The 15135-nt window shown below is 72.3% G+C and carries 36 protein-coding genes; 29 read left to right on the top strand and 7 right to left on the bottom strand.

Features of this window, described 5'->3' with window-relative positions; translation table 11 throughout:
• Positions 1–46: 46 nt before the first annotated feature.
• From ACYVLJ_RS31490 to ACYVLJ_RS31350, 29 genes are all read left to right on the top strand, one after another.
• Positions 47–649 carry a hypothetical protein gene (locus tag ACYVLJ_RS31490; RefSeq protein WP_460441420.1) on the top strand — a complete coding sequence of 201 codons (603 nt, stop codon included), beginning with the start codon at positions 47–49 and terminating at the stop codon, positions 647–649.
• Positions 642–1073, top strand: a complete 432-nt coding sequence (locus ACYVLJ_RS31485) for a helix-turn-helix transcriptional regulator (RefSeq protein WP_460441419.1) — start codon at positions 642–644, stop codon at positions 1071–1073. Before ACYVLJ_RS31490 ends, ACYVLJ_RS31485 begins: the two co-directional genes overlap by 8 nt.
• On the top strand, positions 1070–1462 hold the full coding sequence (locus tag ACYVLJ_RS31480) for a hypothetical protein (protein ID WP_460441418.1): 393 nt from the start codon (positions 1070–1072) through the stop codon (positions 1460–1462). The genes ACYVLJ_RS31485 and ACYVLJ_RS31480 overlap by 4 nt, the downstream gene beginning before the upstream one ends.
• Positions 1455–1856 carry a hypothetical protein gene (locus ACYVLJ_RS31475; protein WP_460441417.1) on the top strand — a complete coding sequence of 134 codons (402 nt, stop codon included), beginning with the start codon at positions 1455–1457 and terminating at the stop codon, positions 1854–1856. The genes ACYVLJ_RS31480 and ACYVLJ_RS31475 overlap by 8 nt, the downstream gene beginning before the upstream one ends.
• Positions 1853–2491 carry a hypothetical protein gene (locus ACYVLJ_RS31470; protein ID WP_460441416.1) on the top strand — a complete coding sequence of 213 codons (639 nt, stop codon included), beginning with the start codon at positions 1853–1855 and terminating at the stop codon, positions 2489–2491. Before ACYVLJ_RS31475 ends, ACYVLJ_RS31470 begins: the two co-directional genes overlap by 4 nt.
• Positions 2484–2756 (top strand): hypothetical protein, encoded by a 273-nt coding sequence (locus ACYVLJ_RS31465; RefSeq protein ID WP_460441415.1) that lies wholly within the window; start codon positions 2484–2486, stop codon positions 2754–2756. The genes ACYVLJ_RS31470 and ACYVLJ_RS31465 overlap by 8 nt, the downstream gene beginning before the upstream one ends.
• 84 nt (positions 2757–2840) lie before the next feature.
• Positions 2841–3611, top strand: coding sequence for a hypothetical protein (locus ACYVLJ_RS31460; RefSeq protein WP_460441414.1), 771 nt, complete (start codon positions 2841–2843; stop codon positions 3609–3611).
• Complete coding sequence (locus ACYVLJ_RS31455) at positions 3604–3819, top strand: hypothetical protein (RefSeq protein ID WP_460441413.1); 216 nt, start codon at positions 3604–3606, stop codon at positions 3817–3819. Before ACYVLJ_RS31460 ends, ACYVLJ_RS31455 begins: the two co-directional genes overlap by 8 nt.
• On the top strand, positions 3812–4150 hold the full coding sequence (locus ACYVLJ_RS31450) for a hypothetical protein (RefSeq protein WP_460441412.1): 339 nt from the start codon (positions 3812–3814) through the stop codon (positions 4148–4150). Before ACYVLJ_RS31455 ends, ACYVLJ_RS31450 begins: the two co-directional genes overlap by 8 nt.
• On the top strand, positions 4143–4517 hold the full coding sequence (locus tag ACYVLJ_RS31445) for a hypothetical protein (RefSeq protein WP_460441411.1): 375 nt from the start codon (positions 4143–4145) through the stop codon (positions 4515–4517). The genes ACYVLJ_RS31450 and ACYVLJ_RS31445 overlap by 8 nt, the downstream gene beginning before the upstream one ends.
• Positions 4514–4873 carry a hypothetical protein gene (locus tag ACYVLJ_RS31440; RefSeq protein ID WP_460441410.1) on the top strand — a complete coding sequence of 120 codons (360 nt, stop codon included), beginning with the start codon at positions 4514–4516 and terminating at the stop codon, positions 4871–4873. The genes ACYVLJ_RS31445 and ACYVLJ_RS31440 overlap by 4 nt, the downstream gene beginning before the upstream one ends.
• Positions 4866–5174, top strand: a complete 309-nt coding sequence (locus ACYVLJ_RS31435) for a hypothetical protein (RefSeq protein WP_460441409.1) — start codon at positions 4866–4868, stop codon at positions 5172–5174. The genes ACYVLJ_RS31440 and ACYVLJ_RS31435 overlap by 8 nt, the downstream gene beginning before the upstream one ends.
• Positions 5174–5815 carry a hypothetical protein gene (locus tag ACYVLJ_RS31430; protein ID WP_460441408.1) on the top strand — a complete coding sequence of 214 codons (642 nt, stop codon included), beginning with the start codon at positions 5174–5176 and terminating at the stop codon, positions 5813–5815. Before ACYVLJ_RS31435 ends, ACYVLJ_RS31430 begins: the two co-directional genes overlap by 1 nt.
• Positions 5812–6036, top strand: a complete 225-nt coding sequence (locus ACYVLJ_RS31425; protein WP_460441407.1) for a hypothetical protein — start codon at positions 5812–5814, stop codon at positions 6034–6036. The genes ACYVLJ_RS31430 and ACYVLJ_RS31425 overlap by 4 nt, the downstream gene beginning before the upstream one ends.
• Positions 6033–6404 carry a hypothetical protein gene (locus ACYVLJ_RS31420; RefSeq protein ID WP_460441406.1) on the top strand — a complete coding sequence of 124 codons (372 nt, stop codon included), beginning with the start codon at positions 6033–6035 and terminating at the stop codon, positions 6402–6404. Before ACYVLJ_RS31425 ends, ACYVLJ_RS31420 begins: the two co-directional genes overlap by 4 nt.
• 4 nt (positions 6405–6408) lie before the next feature.
• Positions 6409–6873 carry a hypothetical protein gene (locus tag ACYVLJ_RS31415; protein WP_460441405.1) on the top strand — a complete coding sequence of 155 codons (465 nt, stop codon included), beginning with the start codon at positions 6409–6411 and terminating at the stop codon, positions 6871–6873.
• A gap of 6 nt (positions 6874–6879) precedes the next feature.
• The gene (locus ACYVLJ_RS31410) at positions 6880–7416 is read left to right on the top strand and encodes a hypothetical protein (protein WP_460441404.1); all 537 of its coding nucleotides are present in this window, start codon (positions 6880–6882) and stop codon (positions 7414–7416) included.
• The gene (locus tag ACYVLJ_RS31405) at positions 7413–7754 is read left to right on the top strand and encodes a hypothetical protein (protein WP_460441403.1); all 342 of its coding nucleotides are present in this window, start codon (positions 7413–7415) and stop codon (positions 7752–7754) included. Before ACYVLJ_RS31410 ends, ACYVLJ_RS31405 begins: the two co-directional genes overlap by 4 nt.
• Positions 7747–8283, top strand: a complete 537-nt coding sequence (locus tag ACYVLJ_RS31400) for a hypothetical protein (RefSeq protein ID WP_460441402.1) — start codon at positions 7747–7749, stop codon at positions 8281–8283. Before ACYVLJ_RS31405 ends, ACYVLJ_RS31400 begins: the two co-directional genes overlap by 8 nt.
• Positions 8283–8717, top strand: a complete 435-nt coding sequence (locus ACYVLJ_RS31395) for a hypothetical protein (RefSeq protein WP_460441401.1) — start codon at positions 8283–8285, stop codon at positions 8715–8717. Before ACYVLJ_RS31400 ends, ACYVLJ_RS31395 begins: the two co-directional genes overlap by 1 nt.
• The gene (locus tag ACYVLJ_RS31390; RefSeq protein WP_460441400.1) at positions 8701–8949 is read left to right on the top strand and encodes a hypothetical protein; all 249 of its coding nucleotides are present in this window, start codon (positions 8701–8703) and stop codon (positions 8947–8949) included. Before ACYVLJ_RS31395 ends, ACYVLJ_RS31390 begins: the two co-directional genes overlap by 17 nt.
• Positions 8946–9320, top strand: a complete 375-nt coding sequence (locus ACYVLJ_RS31385; RefSeq protein ID WP_460441399.1) for a hypothetical protein — start codon at positions 8946–8948, stop codon at positions 9318–9320. Before ACYVLJ_RS31390 ends, ACYVLJ_RS31385 begins: the two co-directional genes overlap by 4 nt.
• A complete protein-coding gene (locus tag ACYVLJ_RS31380) occupies positions 9317–9562 on the top strand; it encodes a hypothetical protein (RefSeq protein ID WP_460441398.1) in 246 nt (81 codons plus the stop codon). The genes ACYVLJ_RS31385 and ACYVLJ_RS31380 overlap by 4 nt, the downstream gene beginning before the upstream one ends.
• Complete coding sequence (locus ACYVLJ_RS31375; RefSeq protein ID WP_460441397.1) at positions 9559–10146, top strand: hypothetical protein; 588 nt, start codon at positions 9559–9561, stop codon at positions 10144–10146. The genes ACYVLJ_RS31380 and ACYVLJ_RS31375 overlap by 4 nt, the downstream gene beginning before the upstream one ends.
• The gene (locus ACYVLJ_RS31370; protein WP_460441396.1) at positions 10143–10520 is read left to right on the top strand and encodes a hypothetical protein; all 378 of its coding nucleotides are present in this window, start codon (positions 10143–10145) and stop codon (positions 10518–10520) included. Before ACYVLJ_RS31375 ends, ACYVLJ_RS31370 begins: the two co-directional genes overlap by 4 nt.
• The gene (locus tag ACYVLJ_RS31365; protein WP_460441395.1) at positions 10517–10921 is read left to right on the top strand and encodes a hypothetical protein; all 405 of its coding nucleotides are present in this window, start codon (positions 10517–10519) and stop codon (positions 10919–10921) included. Before ACYVLJ_RS31370 ends, ACYVLJ_RS31365 begins: the two co-directional genes overlap by 4 nt.
• Complete coding sequence (locus ACYVLJ_RS31360; RefSeq protein ID WP_460441394.1) at positions 10918–11394, top strand: hypothetical protein; 477 nt, start codon at positions 10918–10920, stop codon at positions 11392–11394. The genes ACYVLJ_RS31365 and ACYVLJ_RS31360 overlap by 4 nt, the downstream gene beginning before the upstream one ends.
• On the top strand, positions 11391–11915 hold the full coding sequence (locus tag ACYVLJ_RS31355) for a hypothetical protein (protein ID WP_460441393.1): 525 nt from the start codon (positions 11391–11393) through the stop codon (positions 11913–11915). The genes ACYVLJ_RS31360 and ACYVLJ_RS31355 overlap by 4 nt, the downstream gene beginning before the upstream one ends.
• A complete protein-coding gene (locus ACYVLJ_RS31350) occupies positions 11908–12147 on the top strand; it encodes a hypothetical protein (protein ID WP_460441392.1) in 240 nt (79 codons plus the stop codon). Before ACYVLJ_RS31355 ends, ACYVLJ_RS31350 begins: the two co-directional genes overlap by 8 nt.
• Positions 12148–12198: 51 nt before the next feature.
• Here ACYVLJ_RS31350 and ACYVLJ_RS31345 read toward each other — a convergent pair whose 3' ends face one another.
• From ACYVLJ_RS31345 to ACYVLJ_RS31315, 7 genes are all read right to left on the bottom strand, one after another.
• Positions 12199–12345 (bottom strand): hypothetical protein, encoded by a 147-nt coding sequence (locus ACYVLJ_RS31345; RefSeq protein ID WP_460441391.1) that lies wholly within the window; start codon positions 12343–12345, stop codon positions 12199–12201.
• Positions 12342–12566 (bottom strand): hypothetical protein, encoded by a 225-nt coding sequence (locus ACYVLJ_RS31340; protein ID WP_460441390.1) that lies wholly within the window; start codon positions 12564–12566, stop codon positions 12342–12344. The genes ACYVLJ_RS31345 and ACYVLJ_RS31340 overlap by 4 nt, the downstream gene beginning before the upstream one ends.
• Positions 12563–13030 carry a hypothetical protein gene (locus tag ACYVLJ_RS31335; protein WP_460441389.1) on the bottom strand — a complete coding sequence of 156 codons (468 nt, stop codon included), beginning with the start codon at positions 13028–13030 and terminating at the stop codon, positions 12563–12565. The genes ACYVLJ_RS31340 and ACYVLJ_RS31335 overlap by 4 nt, the downstream gene beginning before the upstream one ends.
• Before the next feature lie 14 nt (positions 13031–13044).
• Positions 13045–13479: a hypothetical protein gene (locus tag ACYVLJ_RS31330; RefSeq protein WP_460441388.1), complete on the bottom strand. Its 435-nt coding sequence runs from the start codon at positions 13477–13479 to the stop codon at positions 13045–13047.
• The gene (locus ACYVLJ_RS31325) at positions 13476–14156 is read right to left on the bottom strand and encodes a hypothetical protein (RefSeq protein ID WP_460441387.1); all 681 of its coding nucleotides are present in this window, start codon (positions 14154–14156) and stop codon (positions 13476–13478) included. The genes ACYVLJ_RS31330 and ACYVLJ_RS31325 overlap by 4 nt, the downstream gene beginning before the upstream one ends.
• Before the next feature lie 26 nt (positions 14157–14182).
• Positions 14183–14533: a DUF6011 domain-containing protein gene (locus tag ACYVLJ_RS31320; RefSeq protein ID WP_460441386.1), complete on the bottom strand. Its 351-nt coding sequence runs from the start codon at positions 14531–14533 to the stop codon at positions 14183–14185.
• A gap of 226 nt (positions 14534–14759) precedes the next feature.
• Entirely contained in the window at positions 14760–14978 is a 219-nt protein-coding gene (locus tag ACYVLJ_RS31315; RefSeq protein WP_460441385.1) for a hypothetical protein, read from the bottom strand.
• Positions 14979–15135: the final 157 nt, after the last annotated feature.

Raw genomic sequence — 15135 nt, 5'->3', positions numbered from 1 at the left:
CCGAACCGCGAGCCGTGGCCGCTCGACCCCCTGGAAAGAGACTGCCGTGCCTGACCGGAAACCCGACCCCTGCCCGCACTGCGACCCGACCCACGAGCGCCCGGAGTCCCGCCCGTGGGGCGTGCACGTCTCCCGATCCGTCGACGGCGACGGGCAGCCGACGCACCTCGTCGTGCAACCGTCCAACGGCGCGCACGTCGCGCAGTCGGACGCGGACTGGCTCTGGCAGCTGATCCGCGACTACCGGCCCGCGCCCGACCCCGCCGTCGAGGCCTCCGCCGAGCGGCTGATCGACGACGCCGCCCGCGTCGTCCACGCCACCTTCTGCCTCGAGCTCGGGCTCTCCCCGCACGGCGACCCCGCGGCGACCGACTACGCCGCCGTCCGCGAGCTCGCCCGCTGCGGGATGCTCACGCCGGTCTCGCTGTTCCAGGAGCGCGCCGACCTGATCCGGTACCGCGGCGCGCTGCGCGCCGTTCTCGGCCAGCACGTGCCTGACCCGGACGAGCCCGGCTCGACGCACTGCATGCGCTGCACCGACTGCGTAGGCGACCGGCTCACCCATCCGTGCCCGACGTACACGACGGCGGCGGCCGCGCTGGCCACGGTCGAGCCGCAGGCCTCGACGGCAGGGGCGTCCGGTGGCTGACTCCCTCGGCGAACGCCTCGCCCTCGCCCGCACCAACGCCGGCCTCACGCAGCGGCAGCTCGCCAAGCGCGTCGGCCGGCACCGCTCGACCATCGCCAACATCGAGCGCGGCATGTCCGACACCACCGTCCCGCAGCTGGTCGCCCTGGCCGCCGAGCTCGGCGTGACCGTCGGCTGGCTCGCCGCAGGCGAGGAGGCCCCGGCGCCGGCCGGGCTGCTGTCGGCGCTGCGCGGCATCCGCGCCGAGTGGCAGACGACGGCGACCACGAACCGGCTGGCCGGGTGGCCGGAGATCGCCGAACGGGTGGCGATGCCCGCCCGGATCATCGCGCAGCTCGACGAGGCCCTCGCCGAACACCGCACCGCGCAGACCGACGCAGCGATCGCCGCGCGGCAGGCCGACACCACAGGAGGTAGCCCATGACCGAACGCGTGGCCACCGTGGCCGTCGACTTCGACGGCGTGATCCATGCCTACCGCCTGGGCTGGCACGACGGCACGATCTACGACGTGCCGATCGCCGGCGCGCTCGAAGGCCTGCGCACGCTGCGCAAGACCTTCGCCGTGTTCGTCCACACCACCCGCAACCCCGTGCACGTCGCGGCATGGCTCGCTCGGCACGGGACCTGCGATGCCGTCTGCGAGGCAGACGTGTCGAACGAACCGGGGGAGCTCACGTTCTGGACCCGGCAGGACCTCGTGCTCGTCACCGATCGGAAGCTGCCGGCGATCGCCTACATCGACGACCGGGGGATCCGGTTTACGTCGTGGCCGCAGGCCTTGGCCGACCTCGAGGCGGTGACCCGTGGCTGACCGGAACCCGGACATCGGCGAGCACGTGACCGTGATCAGGGGCGCGGACGGCGAGGTCGCCGCGACGATCCACGGCCCACGCCCCCTCGACGCCGAGGGCCGCGAGGCCGTCGACGAGATCGTCCGCGTGGCGAAGGCCCGGATGCTCGAGCACCCCGAGATGCTCGCGATCCAGGAGCTGCGCCTGGCCGTCCGGCTCGCCCGCGCCTGCATCCCCGACGGGCCGATCAAGACCGCGATGTTCGGCGAGCACGACGGCGCCATGGTCCGCGACCGGCTCAAGGCCGCGGTCGACTCGGTGCACGCCGCGCTCTCCCCGTCGTTCGCCGCCCAGCTGCGCGAGCGCGCCGACCTGGCGGCCGCGGCCCTCGAGGAGCGGGAGGCCGACACGTGACCGCCGTCCCGCCCATCCCCGCGCGCTGCGCGCACCGCCCGACCATCGGCGGCCGCGTGATCCCGTGGATCAACGTGCAGCTCGCCGACGGTGGCGTCGACTTCCGGTCGCAGCACACCGCCCGCGTCCGCGCCGCCCTCAAGGCCCGCCGGTGCCAGGTGTGCGCGCAGCCGCTCACCGAGCCGGTGGTGCTGCTCGGCGGCCCGACCGCGCTGCGGCAGCTGCTGTTCGCCGAGCCACCGTTGCACCCGGAGTGCGCGGTCTACACCAGCCGCGCGTGCCCGGTGGTCGCCGGCGAAGCGACCAAGGCGCCGACCGGGCGGCGGCTGTCGGAGGGCGGCCGCGGGCAGCGCTGTTTCGTCAAGGGCTGCGACTGCGGCGGCTGGGTGCCCACGCCCGGCGGCGACGGGCTGCACCACGAGCTCGAGCTGTACCCGTGGTTCGCCGTCTACGCCAACACCTTCAACGTCGCGGTGTCTCCGGACGGTGACGTCCTCGGCGCGCTGCTCATGCCGGCCGACGTGCTGCGGGTGCGGCTGGTGTCCCGGCCCGGCGAGGGCCGCTGCTGGCAGACGGTCACCGACGCGCTCGCCGACTACGAGGCGCCCGACATGCGGGGGGTGTCCCGTGGCTAAGGCGTTGCGGGAGGGCCCCGAGCGCGGGCCGTGCGCCGAGTGCGGTGAGCAGATGGTCACCGCGCTGGCGTTCGAACGGAACCGCGAGGACTGGCGCAGCAAGGGGTTCGTCAAGTTCGGGGCCCGCGACCGGTGCACGAACTGCTACCAGCGCCACACCCGGAAGCCGTCCGCGAGGCGGCGCCGGGTCGGCTCGCCCCCGCTGGACCCGGCCACGCTCGCCCGGCTGCGCGCGGCGGTGGGGGTCGAGGTGGCCGATGGCTGAGGAGCTCGTGTTGGCCGCGTTGATCGGCGGTGTCCCGGCGGCGCTGCTGGTCGTCGTGATCGTGTCCGTTTGCAAGGGGAAGCTATGACCGAAGACCTGACCACGAACCCGGCCGACGGCCACCAGTTCCATTTCAGCGTCGACATTCAGGGCGCCTACCGGGTCGGCGACGGCCCGTACGTCGATGCGGACCAGCCGGCCGGGCTGCCGTTCACCGTGACGGTGAGGGCCTGGAACCTGCGCGACGCGTGCCTCGCCGCGGCCGGGCTCGCGCTCGGCGGATGGACTGCGCCGGACGAGACGACGTTGAGCACGTTCGAGCTGCTCGACGCCGCGGCGGAGCGCGGGCACAACGCGATGTTCGAGGGCGACCTCCCGGCCGAGGGGATCGAGCGGGATCTGTGGCACAAGGTCGTGCTCGCCGTCCTCGACGACCCGCGCCTGCTGCCGCACTGGGCACGGGCGGCGCGCGTCGACGCCGACAACTGGCACCGGCAGTGCACCAGCCTCGACGCGCAGCTCGAGGAGAAAGGCCGCGAGACCCGGATGTGGCACGACCACGTGCGCTACTGGCGGGACGCCTGGTATGTGGTGGCGGCCCGGCTGTACGCGGTCGAGCGCGGGCTCCGGGCAGGCTCATCCGGACCCGCAGCACAAGGGATCCGCAGCGATTCGAAGTCTATTGTGGACGATCGGGCGCTGCCGACCCTCATCCCGTGCACGCAGGACTGCGGCATGGTCTACGCCGGCACCGAGCCCATCCCCGCCGGGGTGCTCCCGCACTCGCGGATGTCCGACGGCAAGAGCTGCCCCGGCCGGTTCGTCGAGCGTGCCCCGGAGGTGTCCGGTGGCTGACCGAACCCACGCCTGCCCCGGCAAGTGCGGCGCGCAGATCCCCCGCAGCAAGCTCGCCTGCCCGGCCGACTGGGCCCGGCTCCCGTGGGACCTCCGCTGCGCCGTCACCGACAACTACCGGCGCAACCCCGACGCGCACTTCGCCGCCGTCCGCGACGCCGTCGACTGGTACGCCGCCAACCCGCGGGAGGTGAACCCCGGTGGCTGATACCCCGCTGTCCTTGCGCAAGACCCACTCGGGCACCGCCTACGTCGACGGCCGCCTCACCGCGTCCGACTGGGACAACAGCGCCCTCCTCGACGGCGGCCGCGGCGTCCTCGTCTGGGGCACCGACGACGTCGAGCGTGCGCAGGCCCTCGCCGACGCCGCTGTCCGGCACTACTTCGGCTCCGGCCTGACCGCGCGCCCGCAGCTGGGCCCGACGCGGTGGCGGCTGTTCTGCACCAGCGAAGACCGCGACGAGCTGGAGTACAGGCCGGCACCGGACGCCGCCGAGCCCTCCGTCCTGTTCACCGCCGAGGAGGTGGCCGATGCCTGAGTCGCGGATCCCGTGGAAGGGCGACGGCACCGAGCACACGTTCGGCGACTGCCGCACCCCGGACGGCGTGACGGTGTCGCTGATCGACGGGCTGATCGCCGTGTGCCGGGTGCTGCGCGAGCGGAACCTCACCGCCCCGGCGGTGCTGGCTGCCCTGTCGGACCTGTGGCAGGACGAGGACGTGCTCGCCACCGTGTCGCCCACGCGGTCGGTCGTGGTCGAGTCGGCGAGGCACCTGCAGGCCGAGGCCGAGCAGCGGCTCGACCGCGTGCGCGGGCTGGTTGAGGCACGGCTGCGCGAGCCCGTGTACGCCCACGAGAAGCGGACGCTCGAGGTGCTGCTCGCCGAACTCGAGGGCCCGCGGTGAGGGCGATCGAGGTGCTCGCCAAGGCGATGTCCGAGGACGAGCTCGAGGACAACGTGATCGAGGCCGCGAAGCTGCAGGGCTGGCTCGTCGTCCACCACAGGCCGGCCCGCGTGCGCGGCGACGACGGCGAGGACCAGTGGCGCACCGCGATCAAGGGCGACACCGGCTTCCCCGACCTCGTTCTCGCCCGCGGCGGGCGGGTGCTGCTGCGGGAGCTCAAGCGGCAGACGGCGAAGCCGCGGCTCGATCAGGCCCGGTGGCTCGAGGAGCTCGGCGACCACGGCGGAGTGTGGCGCCCGCTTGACTGGCTGACCGGCCGGATCCAGAACGAACTACGGAGGAATCCCGTTGTCTAGCAACGACAAGCCCGAGACGATCACGGTGTACGTGTCGATCGGCAACAGCGACGACAAGCTGACGCAGGCCGAGTGGGCGCGGTACGTCGCGCAGTTCCGGTCGCTGATGCTCGTCGACGCGGCGCACGTGCACGGCGTGTGGTTCTCGGAGCCGGGCTCGCCGTACCAGAACGCGTGCGTGTGCGCGGAGCTCCCGGCGGCCAAGGTGCCCGACCTGCGGCGGTCGCTGACCGGATTGCGTGATCACTACCGGCAGGACTCGGTGGCGTGGGCCGAGGTGCCGCGGACGGAGTTCATCTGATGGCCGACGAGAAGCCGTCCCACGGCGCGGCGTTCCGGAAGCTGCCCGACTCGCTGGCCAAGATCGCGACGACGCTCGGGGAGCCTGACGGCGAGCCGACTCTGGCGGCCGGTGGCGTGGTGCGCCCGCCGACGGACCGGGCCGACGACAGCGTCCCGTTCCGGATCCCTCGCTGCCTGTACGAGGAGGCCGGCCTCGCGACGGTGATCACCCCCGGCGGGGGCGGCAACCTCGGCCCGGTCGAGACCGCGCCCACGGTGTCGCCCGTGGACAGGCTGACGGACCTCTACGCGCAGACGCTCAATGCCGGTATGCCGCGGCCGCCGGGCGCGTTCGTCGTCCCTGACGACCTGCGGCCGCAGTTCGACAAGCTGCTCAAGCACGCGCCGGACGCGGCGATCAACGCGCCTCTCGGCGGTGGGCTGCTCGGTACGCCGGTGATCTACCTGCAGCCGCGGCGGCCGTGGTGGCGACGCCTCGCCGACCGCGCGGTCCGGCTGTTCCACGGACGGGCGGGCACCGTGCTGCTCGTCATCACGCTGCCGCTGCTGCTCGTCGCGGTCCTGGCGGCCGCGCTCGCCGTCGGCGCGTTCGAGCTCACCCTCGCCATCCGGGCCGCGGTCAAGGCGGCTCGGCGATGACCACGACCGAGCGCGAGTTCACGTCCGACCAGATCGTCGAGTCCATCGGGACGGCGCTCGCCGAGCGCGAGTTCAAGATCGTGCTCAGCCTGCTCAAGCTGCTGGCCGCCCAGGAACCGCGGCGCGCGCAGGAGGTTCTCGATGTGATCGAGGCGGGGCTCGCGCTCGGTCGCGGCGAGGACGTCGAGGTCGTGGTCCGGCCCGCGGGGCGGCGGCTATGACCGGCGCCCTGTTCGACCTGCCCGATGCACCCGACCCGGCACCGGCACCGGCGAAGGTGAGCCGGGACGTCCGGCGCACGCAGCGGCAGGCGGAGGCGATCCGAGCGGGCTATCACCCGCTCGGCGTGGCGCTGCGCACGCACATCCCGCTGCACCCGGACGCGCCGCGCGGCGACGACCGCAAAGCGCCCGGCCCGCGGTGCGGCAGCTGCGTGCACCGCGTGGTGCCGGTGCGTGAGGTGGCCGGGCGGTACCCGAAGTGCAACTACGGCGGCGACTGGCGTTTCGCCAGTGGCGGGCCGGGGACGGACTGCCGGGCCTGGTGGCCGGCCTGCCATCGCTACCAACCAAAACCGAAAGAGGTATAGACCAATGCAATCCGAGCTGAGCGGCGGAACTCTCGGGGCCATCTTCGGCATGGTCGCCTGCGCCCTCGTCTTCCTCCTCGCCCTGCCCCTCTCGTTCTTCATCGCCGAGAACCGCCGCGAACGCGTCGGCTACCCCCTCGTCGTCCTCATCGCCGGTGCCGTCGTCGCGGGCGCGTTCTGGTGGGGCATGTACCCGTGGAAATCCGAGTACCACCACTGGAACCCGGTGTCGGGCGTCGTCGACACCGTCGACTCCCGACGCGTCGCCACCGGCGACCAGGGCGCCACCGAGGACAAGTTCGTCGTCACCTTCCGCGGCAACCCGCAGCAGTACGGCGTGCTCGACACCCGCGCGGCCGGCGTGAAGCCGGGCGACACGCTGTCGATCACCTGCAAGCGCGCCTACCAGTGGTCCGGGACGCACGGCTACGACTGCAACTTCGTCGACCTCAAGCGCGCCAAGGAGTGACGTGCCATGACCGACACCACCACGCCCGAGCAGAAAGAGCTCACTGCCGAGAACATGCGGCAGATCGTCGCGTGGCGCCGCGACCGCGTCCCCTTCGAGGAGATCGGCCGGCGCCTCACCCCGCCCGGGCGCGAGAAGCCGTTCACCCGCCAGTACATGCACGAGCTGTACAAGAAGGCGCTCCGGGACATCCCCGCGCTCGAGGTGCAGGAGCACCGCGCCGAAGACCTCGAGCTGATCGACGAGGCGCTGCGGACCGCGCTCGCCGTGATGCGCCGGGACCACATCGCGGTATCGCAGGGCCGGGTCGTGCGGATCGGCAAGCCGTTCGTCAACGATGACGGCGAGGCCGAGATCGCCGAGGGTCAGGGCGCGCCTGTGCACGACGACGCGCCGAAGCTGCAGGCGATCAACACCATCCGGAACCTGTTGGAGCGCAAGGCGAAGATCGTCGGGTCGGACTCGCCGGTGCGGGTCGACACCACGTCGAACTTCACCGTGAACTACAAGATCAACGGCATCGACCCGAAGGCCCTCACGTGAAGTGCACCCGCTGCCAGCAGCTCGTCGGCGCCGAGCTCGCCAACCCGGCCATCGCCCGCGCCACCAACCGCGACGGCACGGTGTGGTTCATCTGCACGCCCCACCTCGACGGGTGGCTCGACTACGCCGACGACCACCCGGCCGACGAGCCTGCCGAGGTCGCGTTCCTCGTCACCACCGCGTTCAACACGACGGTCGAGGACGAGCTCGCGCTGGTTATCGGCTCGATGACGCTCGCCGGCTACACGCCGCTGGCCATCGCGCGCGGCCTGCTCACCTCGGGCTGGACGCCGCCGCCGGTCGAGGGCATCGCCGGGATGGCGCTGCACCGTGGCTGACCACCGCGTCGGCCCGCGGCCGCAAGGGATCTGCCCGGTGTGCGGCGAGCTCCGGCGGCTGCGGGCCGGCGCGGTGATGGGGACGCACAAGCGGATCTACCGGACGTACTGGCGAAGCACGTACCCGTGCAAGGGCACCGGGCAGCCGGCTGTGCTGTTCGGGCCTGCGCGGGCCGAGACGGAGAAGTTCCCCGATTCAGGAGGTACCAAGATCATGACCGAAGAGTCGGCCACCAAGGCGCCCGACGACGTCGCGCCCGTGACCTACAAGTACCCGCGGCGCGCGGTGATGCACGTGGCCATGCCGATCGTGCATGACCTGCTCGGCCTGCCCGACGACGTCGAGGTGCTGCACGTCGCGCCGGGCCACCACGGCCTCTCACTCGCCGTGGTGCTCTCGTCGCCGGACATCCCGGAAGTCCCGCCGCACTGCACGCCGTGGGAGGTCAACCCGACGTACGAGCGGACCGAGGACGGCCGAGCCCGGCTGGTCTCGACCGGCATCGACGAGCTGACGGGCGGCAAGTGATGGCGGCCAAGATCAAGGCGCCCGCGGCACTGCCGGCCGAGCTGCTCGCCCACCTCGAGCGGATGTGGCCGACGCGGACGATCGCTGAGCGCACGATCTGGATCGACGCCCATGAGGGCACCGAGTTCATGATCGACCTCATCGAGAAGAAGATCCGCGAAGACTTCCTCGAGGCGGCCGTCGAACAGCGCCTCGCCGTCCTCAAGATCAACCCGCCGCGGTGGTATCGGCGCGCCGCCGAGCGCGTCGACCGCGGGGTCTTCAACGACGCGAACCCGATCCCCGCGCAGCGGACCGACGTCCTGTGGACGCGCGCCGACCCGCTGCGGCTGACGGACGTCCTGATCTGCCGGTTCAGCGCCGAGGCCGTGCCCGCCCTCATCGAGGCCCCGACGTTCGTCGAGGAGGTGCCGGCCGATGGCCAACCCGAGTGAGATCACCGTCAAGCTCCGGCTCGACCTCGACGACCGCGCCCGGGAGGCGCTGATCGCGATGGGCTGGACCCCGCCCGAAGGCCCGGGCCCGCGCTGCCGGTACTGCGGCGGCGACTGCTCGGGCGGCCGGTCCTACGACGGCGACGGCCTGTACGCGTGCACCAGCTGCGCGAGCGACCGGGCCGCGCGCCGCGGCCGGTTCGCCCCGAGCACCGGCGAGGCGACGACATGACCGCCCCGAGCCCGGAGCAGATCCGGGCCGTGGTGCACCGGCAGCTGCGCGCGCACGGCGCGTACGTGCCGGGGCAGGCCGGGCTCGCGTGCGCGATCGTCGCCGCGGTCGGGGAGCTCTACCCGGCCGCGTCGCTGCCCGGCCCCACCCGGGCGCTGCGGGTCGGGCGCGACGACGTCGTCGCGCTCACCGTGCACGGCCGCACGCACTCGGCGGCCGAGCTCGACGCGCTGCACGCCCGGATGCGGGAGGCCTTCCCCGGGCACCGGGTCGCCGTTGTCGAGGCCGGCGAGCTCACCGTGCTCCGGCAGTCGCCGGCCGGGGCCGGACAGAACCTGGACACTTCCATTCCGAATAGGACAGAAACGTGACAACGTACGCGGTTACCCGCTACCACCAAGAGGTTCAGGACTGGATCGCTGCACACGGCGTCGAGCCGGGCGACGTCCCGATCCTGAGCGACATCACCGTCGACGACGGCAAGGTCACCCTCACCCGGCTGCAGCGGGACGAGAACGGCAACGTCGTGTTCGCCGACGGCGCCGGCCAGCTGGAGACCGTGACCGTGGACCAGGTCGCGCCTTGGCCGCTGCCCGAGGGGACCGACCTGTGACCCGCTCCAAGATCACCCTCAACGAGCACGGCGGCGGCAGCATCGTCGTCAACGGGACCGACATTGCGAACGCCGTCTCCGCCGTCACCATCACCGCGCAGGGCCCGGGACGCGGGACGACGGCGGTGGTCGACATGGGCCTCGTCGAGGCGCTCGACGTCGACACCGACGTGCAGGTCGACGACCGCACTCGCATCGCGCTGCTCGCCCTCGGGTGGACCGCACCGGGCGCGAAGATCTCCGAGGAGCCGTCGCACCTGAGCCTCGGAGAGCTCATCGCCCGGCTCGACCGTGAGCACCAGGCCAACCCGACCAAGCACGTCCGGGTCGGGTTCACGAGCCCGCATTCGTACCGCGGCTACTACGAGCAGCTGGCTTTCGCGCGCGCCGAGAACGTGGCCGTCGGCGACATGCTGGCCGCGGCGCAGACCGCGCTCGGCCGCACCTTCCAGGGCTGGAAGGGCGGCGACTACACGATGTGCGACTACACCGAGACGTGGCTTGTCCCCGAGGAAGGCCGCACCGGCGAGTCGATCGGCGCAGTGCTGCTCGACCTGATGCTTGCAATGGAGGTGCCGGCGTGACGAAACGGTTCGCGCTCGTCATCGACTACGAGCTGCCCGACGACGTCGCCCCGGCGACGTTCGCCGCTGCGCTCGAGGCGATGGTCGCCAAGATCCACGAGACCACGCCCGAGCCGCCAGCGAACGTCACCGCGTACGTCAACGTCTCCGCCGAGCTGATCGCCGAGGCCGCCTGCGCCGGCGTGCTGCTCGGCCAGGCCGAGCGGCTGCAGCTGCAGCCGGACGACGTCGTCAAGGTCACGCTCGGCCCGGAGCACGGCGACGAGCAGCACGCCGAGGTGCTCGAGCTGCTGCCGCAGCTGTTCCCGGAGCACCGCGTCGTCGTGCTCGCGCACGGCGCCACCCTCGAGGCGGCATCGGGGGACGCGACGTGAGCAGCACGTACCGGCTGCTGTGCCTCTCGCACGACCCGGCGATCGAGCTCGACCTCGAGTTCAGCTCCGGCTCGGGCGGCCGCGAACGGGCCGAGGCCGCGGTGCTCGGCGGCGTCGCCGGTCACGAGGCCTGCGACCTGCTGATCGGCCGCTACTCCTACCCGCTCGTCGAGCTCGGCTGCCCGGACCGGAGCCGTGGGCACCGCGGTGGCTACCACCCGCACCACACGGTGTGGGTGGACGCGATCTGGATCAAGTTGCTCGCGCTCGCGCAGCAGGCGCCCGAGGGTAGCCCGCAGCGGCAGCTCGCCGAGCGGGCGCCGATGCCGGGCTGCTGGTGGCCCGAGCGCCTGGCGCGCCTGAGCACCGTGCTCGACCTGCCCTCGGCGGTGACGGCATGACGCGGGAGGACTTCTACGTCGGCCAGACGGTGACGATCACCGGCAAGCCGTTCACCGTCATGCGCACGCCGCGCGACCTCCCGCCCGGCGAGATCAACGTGATGGAGCACGGCACCGGGTCCGTCCGCACCGTGCGCCTGGACCAGCTCGACGACGGGGCGCGGCCCGCGCCCGCCGACCCGGACAAGCCCTGCCCGCACACCGTCTTCATCGGCGACGTGCAGGTCGGCCGGCTGACCGAAACCGACGACGGCCCGGTGATCGCGTTCTCCGCCGACATCAAGATCAAGTGCGCGCAGTGCGACGAACCGTTCCGGTTCATGGGCCTGCCCGCCGGCATCCTCCGGTCCCGGCCCGCAGTCAGCATCGACGAGACCGAGCTGCGCGCCCCCATCCGCCCGGCATCATCCGACCCCGACTTCGGGCTCGGCATCCCCGGGTTCTCGATCAACTACAGGGAGGGCCCGCGATGAAACCGACCAAGATCCCCGACCACGCCGCGGCCCTCTGGCCGAACGGGCAGCGCGTCACCATCGGCCCGCCACCCGACGACACCACCGGCCAGATCGCCGCGGTCGAGGCCGTCCTCTGGCGCTCCGAAGTCGGCGGCATGCCGGTCCGGTCCATCCGCTGCGAGTTCGAACCCGGCGAGCTCGCCGACCTCGCGCGCGGCGGGCACGTGTGGCTGTCGATCTACGGCGGGATCTTCCCGCCGTTCGCCGTGCAGGTCGCGCCGGACACCGACCCCGACACCGAGCTGGCCACCGACCCGGAGGCGCCGGCCGAGCCGCCGTCCAAGCGGCTCGGCCTGATCGAGGCCGTGCTCCGCACCCACCTCGGCATCTTCGACAGCGACTGGGTGGACCACGACACCGGCAAACCGCTACAGGTGATCCGCGACGACCAGCTGCCGCATATCCTCGGGGAGATCGCGCGCGGGTGGAACGCCCCGGCGTTCCGCGACGCGGGGGAGGAGGACGCCGGCGGTGGCTGACGCAGCGGCGTACGAGGAGGCGCTCCGGCACTCGGCCGAGATCGGCGAGTCGCCGTGGTTCCAGGCGGGGTACCTGCTGATGCGACAGCTCGGACAGGACCGGCCGCCGATGCGGTGGGTGTGGATCCTGCCGACGGAGGAGGCGCGGGGCGCGAGGCTGATCTTCAACGTCCCGGTCAAGATCGTCGACGGGGTCGAGCCGCACCTCGCGATCGAGCTCCCCGCGGTCTGAACGACAGTGCGCCCCCGGCCAGGTTGGCCGGGGGCGCTGCTGTGCGGGCGGTCAGCGGGCAGCGAGCTCGTGGGCCGTGCTGTGCTCGCCGCGCAGCACGGCCGCCTCGAAGGTGGGGAAGGGCTCGTCGTCGATGTCCCGGCGCCAGGCCGCGAGCATCTCGGCGAGCAGCTCGTCGGCGGCGTCGCGCGCGGTCACCGGCGCCGTCCCTCGACGTGCAGCGCGGCCGCGGTGACTGCGCGCGTGACTGCGGTCGCGAACCGCGCCAGCTCGGCGACCGTGCCGCACACCACGAAGGCGGTCGCCTGCGGGTCGCCGATCACGATGGCCTGCCCGTGCAGGTTCTCGTCGATCTCCGCCACCGGCGTGAAGCCAACCTCGACCGTCCCGCCCTCGGCGAACTCGTAGCGTGCGCTCACCGGCCCGCCTCCGTCCACGCGCGCGCGGCGAGCTCGGCGACGACGTCGGCGAGCTCCTGCACGTACCGCTCTTCGGCCTGGGCCCAGGTGAGCCCGTCGATCGGCCGGGTGTTGGTCAGGTCGGACTCGTGGTCGCGGATGCACTCGATGAGGAACTCGTCCGGCTCGCTGGTCAGGTAGTCCAGCGGGTAGCGGGCGGTGATGCCGTGCACGGCCGCGCTCAGCGGCCACCGGTGCACCGGGTCGAGGCCTGCGGCTGCGACGAGAGCGGCCTGCCGGGAGCGGTAGAAGTAGGCGAAGGGGCGGCCTGCGCACGGGTACGGGGTGACGCACCAGCGGCGCGGGCCGAGCCGGTCGATCATGGTGGCGCCGATGACGTGGCGGGTGAATCGGGTCATGGTCGGGTCGACCAAGATCGACACGCCGAGCTCGGCGGCGAGCGCGCGCAGCCGCGGCTCGGTCACGGGCTGAAAGGTCATCATCTGATCCCCTGTCTGATGTGGACGGTGGTCGGGTGGTAGTCGATCTCGCAGTCGGCCGGGACGGCGTCGCCCGGCCGGCAGATCAGCTCGCCGTACAGGTCGCGCATGTCGATCACCTGCGACGTGTCGAGCGGGGCGCTGTCGGCGAACGCGTGCCGTACGGGCGTGCTCGCGGGGAGACCGACGAGCAGGACCAGGGCGACGAGCAGGAGCAGCAGCGCGCGGAGCATCCGGTTCCATTTCGGCTGGGGGAGCGGGTGGGTGGGGTCGGCAGCGACCGCCTCGAACGTGGCCTGGGCTTCGGCGAGGACGGAGGCGCGGCGCCACCCGGTGACCTCGACGTCGATCGTCACGCCCCAGGCCCGGCCGGTGAGGCGGGCCCGGGTGCGTCCGCACCAGGTGCGGGTGACGTCGATGCTGAACTCGGTCACCAGTCGTCGCCGGGCTGGTCGTCCTCGATCCAGCGGCCGCCGGTGAAGGTGTAGCCGTCGCGGCGGGTCACGTTGCCGTGGCCGTCGCACACGGCCGGGTTGTAGCCGTGCTCGCAGCTCATGCCGTCGCGGTCAGCCAGCACGTGCGCGTGGGCGGCGTCCGGGTCGGTGATGCTGCGGTGGTCCTGCTCGCCCTGCAGCAGCTGCAGGGCGAGGTCCTGGCGGTGGCGGAAGGCGGGGCTCTCGACGGCGGCCTCGGCGCGCAGCTCGTCGGTGATGGCGACGAGCTCGGCGGCCGGGCTCATCCGGAACTGCGCGATCATGTCGGACTTGCGGTTGCGCACGGTGCGTCCTTTCTGGACGGTCGAGCCGTGGCGAGCGTCGCGGCGGCGCAGCTCGTCGACGACGATCTGCCGGTTGATCTCGGCCTGCTCCGGCCGGATGCCGCACACCGACGCGACTTCCGCGAAGTCCGGCAGCATGTCCCGCAGGTCGTCGGCGGCCATCGAGCGGGCGACGTTCTCGCGGCCTGCGCGGGTGTGCAGCTCGTCCATCGCCGCCGTGTGCAGCGGGCCCGGTCCGTACATGCCCTCGCCGAGCCAGCGAGTCAAGTCCGCGGTGGGCACCGTGGCCATGTGCTGACGGTGTTCGGTGGTCGGCTGGCGGGTGGCGTTCATCGGGAGCTCCTGTCTGGTGTGGACGGTCAGGCGGTGGCGGCGAGGGTCGCGGCGGCGAGGTGGTAGCAGGCGCGCCCGTGCGCCCCGGCGGGGCAGGTGCACGTCGCGTGCGCGGTGGACACCTCGTAGCGGTCGACGCCGTTGGAGGCGACGGCCAGGAAGGTCGTGCGGTCGACGCGGGCGATGCCGCCGTCGGCGAGCAACTGCTTGACCTTCTCGACCTGGACGTCGGTGTAGGCGGCCAAGATCAGCTTCGCGGCCTGCTCCTGGCGGTACAGGCGCTCGCAGTGGCGGCCGCGGCCGCGGGCGATGCTGTCGAGGGAGCGGAGGGTCCGGCCGCAGCGCTTGCACTTGGCGGTGTGGGCGGTGGTGGTCATCGGGGCCTCCGTGCTCTCTCTGATGTGAACCACACTAGCAAGGCGACCTCTCAAGTGTCAACAGGACTTGTTAAGTTACTTCGCAATACGGGTTCACGGGTGCGCGGTTGGCGACCAACGAAAAGGCCGGCCTCGCCCTCCTGGGGCGAAGCCGGCCGGCGGGACTGGTCCGTTCAAGATCAAGTCTGGTGCGACCAAGATCGACAATGGTCGCGCGCGTGCACGCTCAGGCCTGGCCGCGGGCGCGCTGCGCCGCGAGGCACGCGTCGAGCTTGCCCTGGTACCAGGCGTTGCGCGGGTCGCGGGCGACCTTCCGGCGGTAGTCGGCCACCAGCTGCGCGAGCGCGCGGTCGTCGACCAGGTTGAGGCTCACGCGGAAGGTGGCGAGCTTGGCGGCCTGCTGCTCCTGGTGCGCCTTGAGGATGGCCTCGGTGTCGACTCGCATCTCGTGGTCCTCTCGGCTCTGCGCTGACCTGACGAGAACCAAAGTAGCAAGGTTGACTTACGGTTGTCAAGTCAGCTAACAATGTTGACCCCGAGACGGTTCGACCAAGATCGACACCTCGCGCCCGCGCCCAGGCGCCGGCGCGCACCTGCAGGCC

This window comes from Amycolatopsis stemonae (genome assembly GCF_054781455.1).
This window is presented reverse-complemented; position numbering and strand designations above follow the sequence as displayed.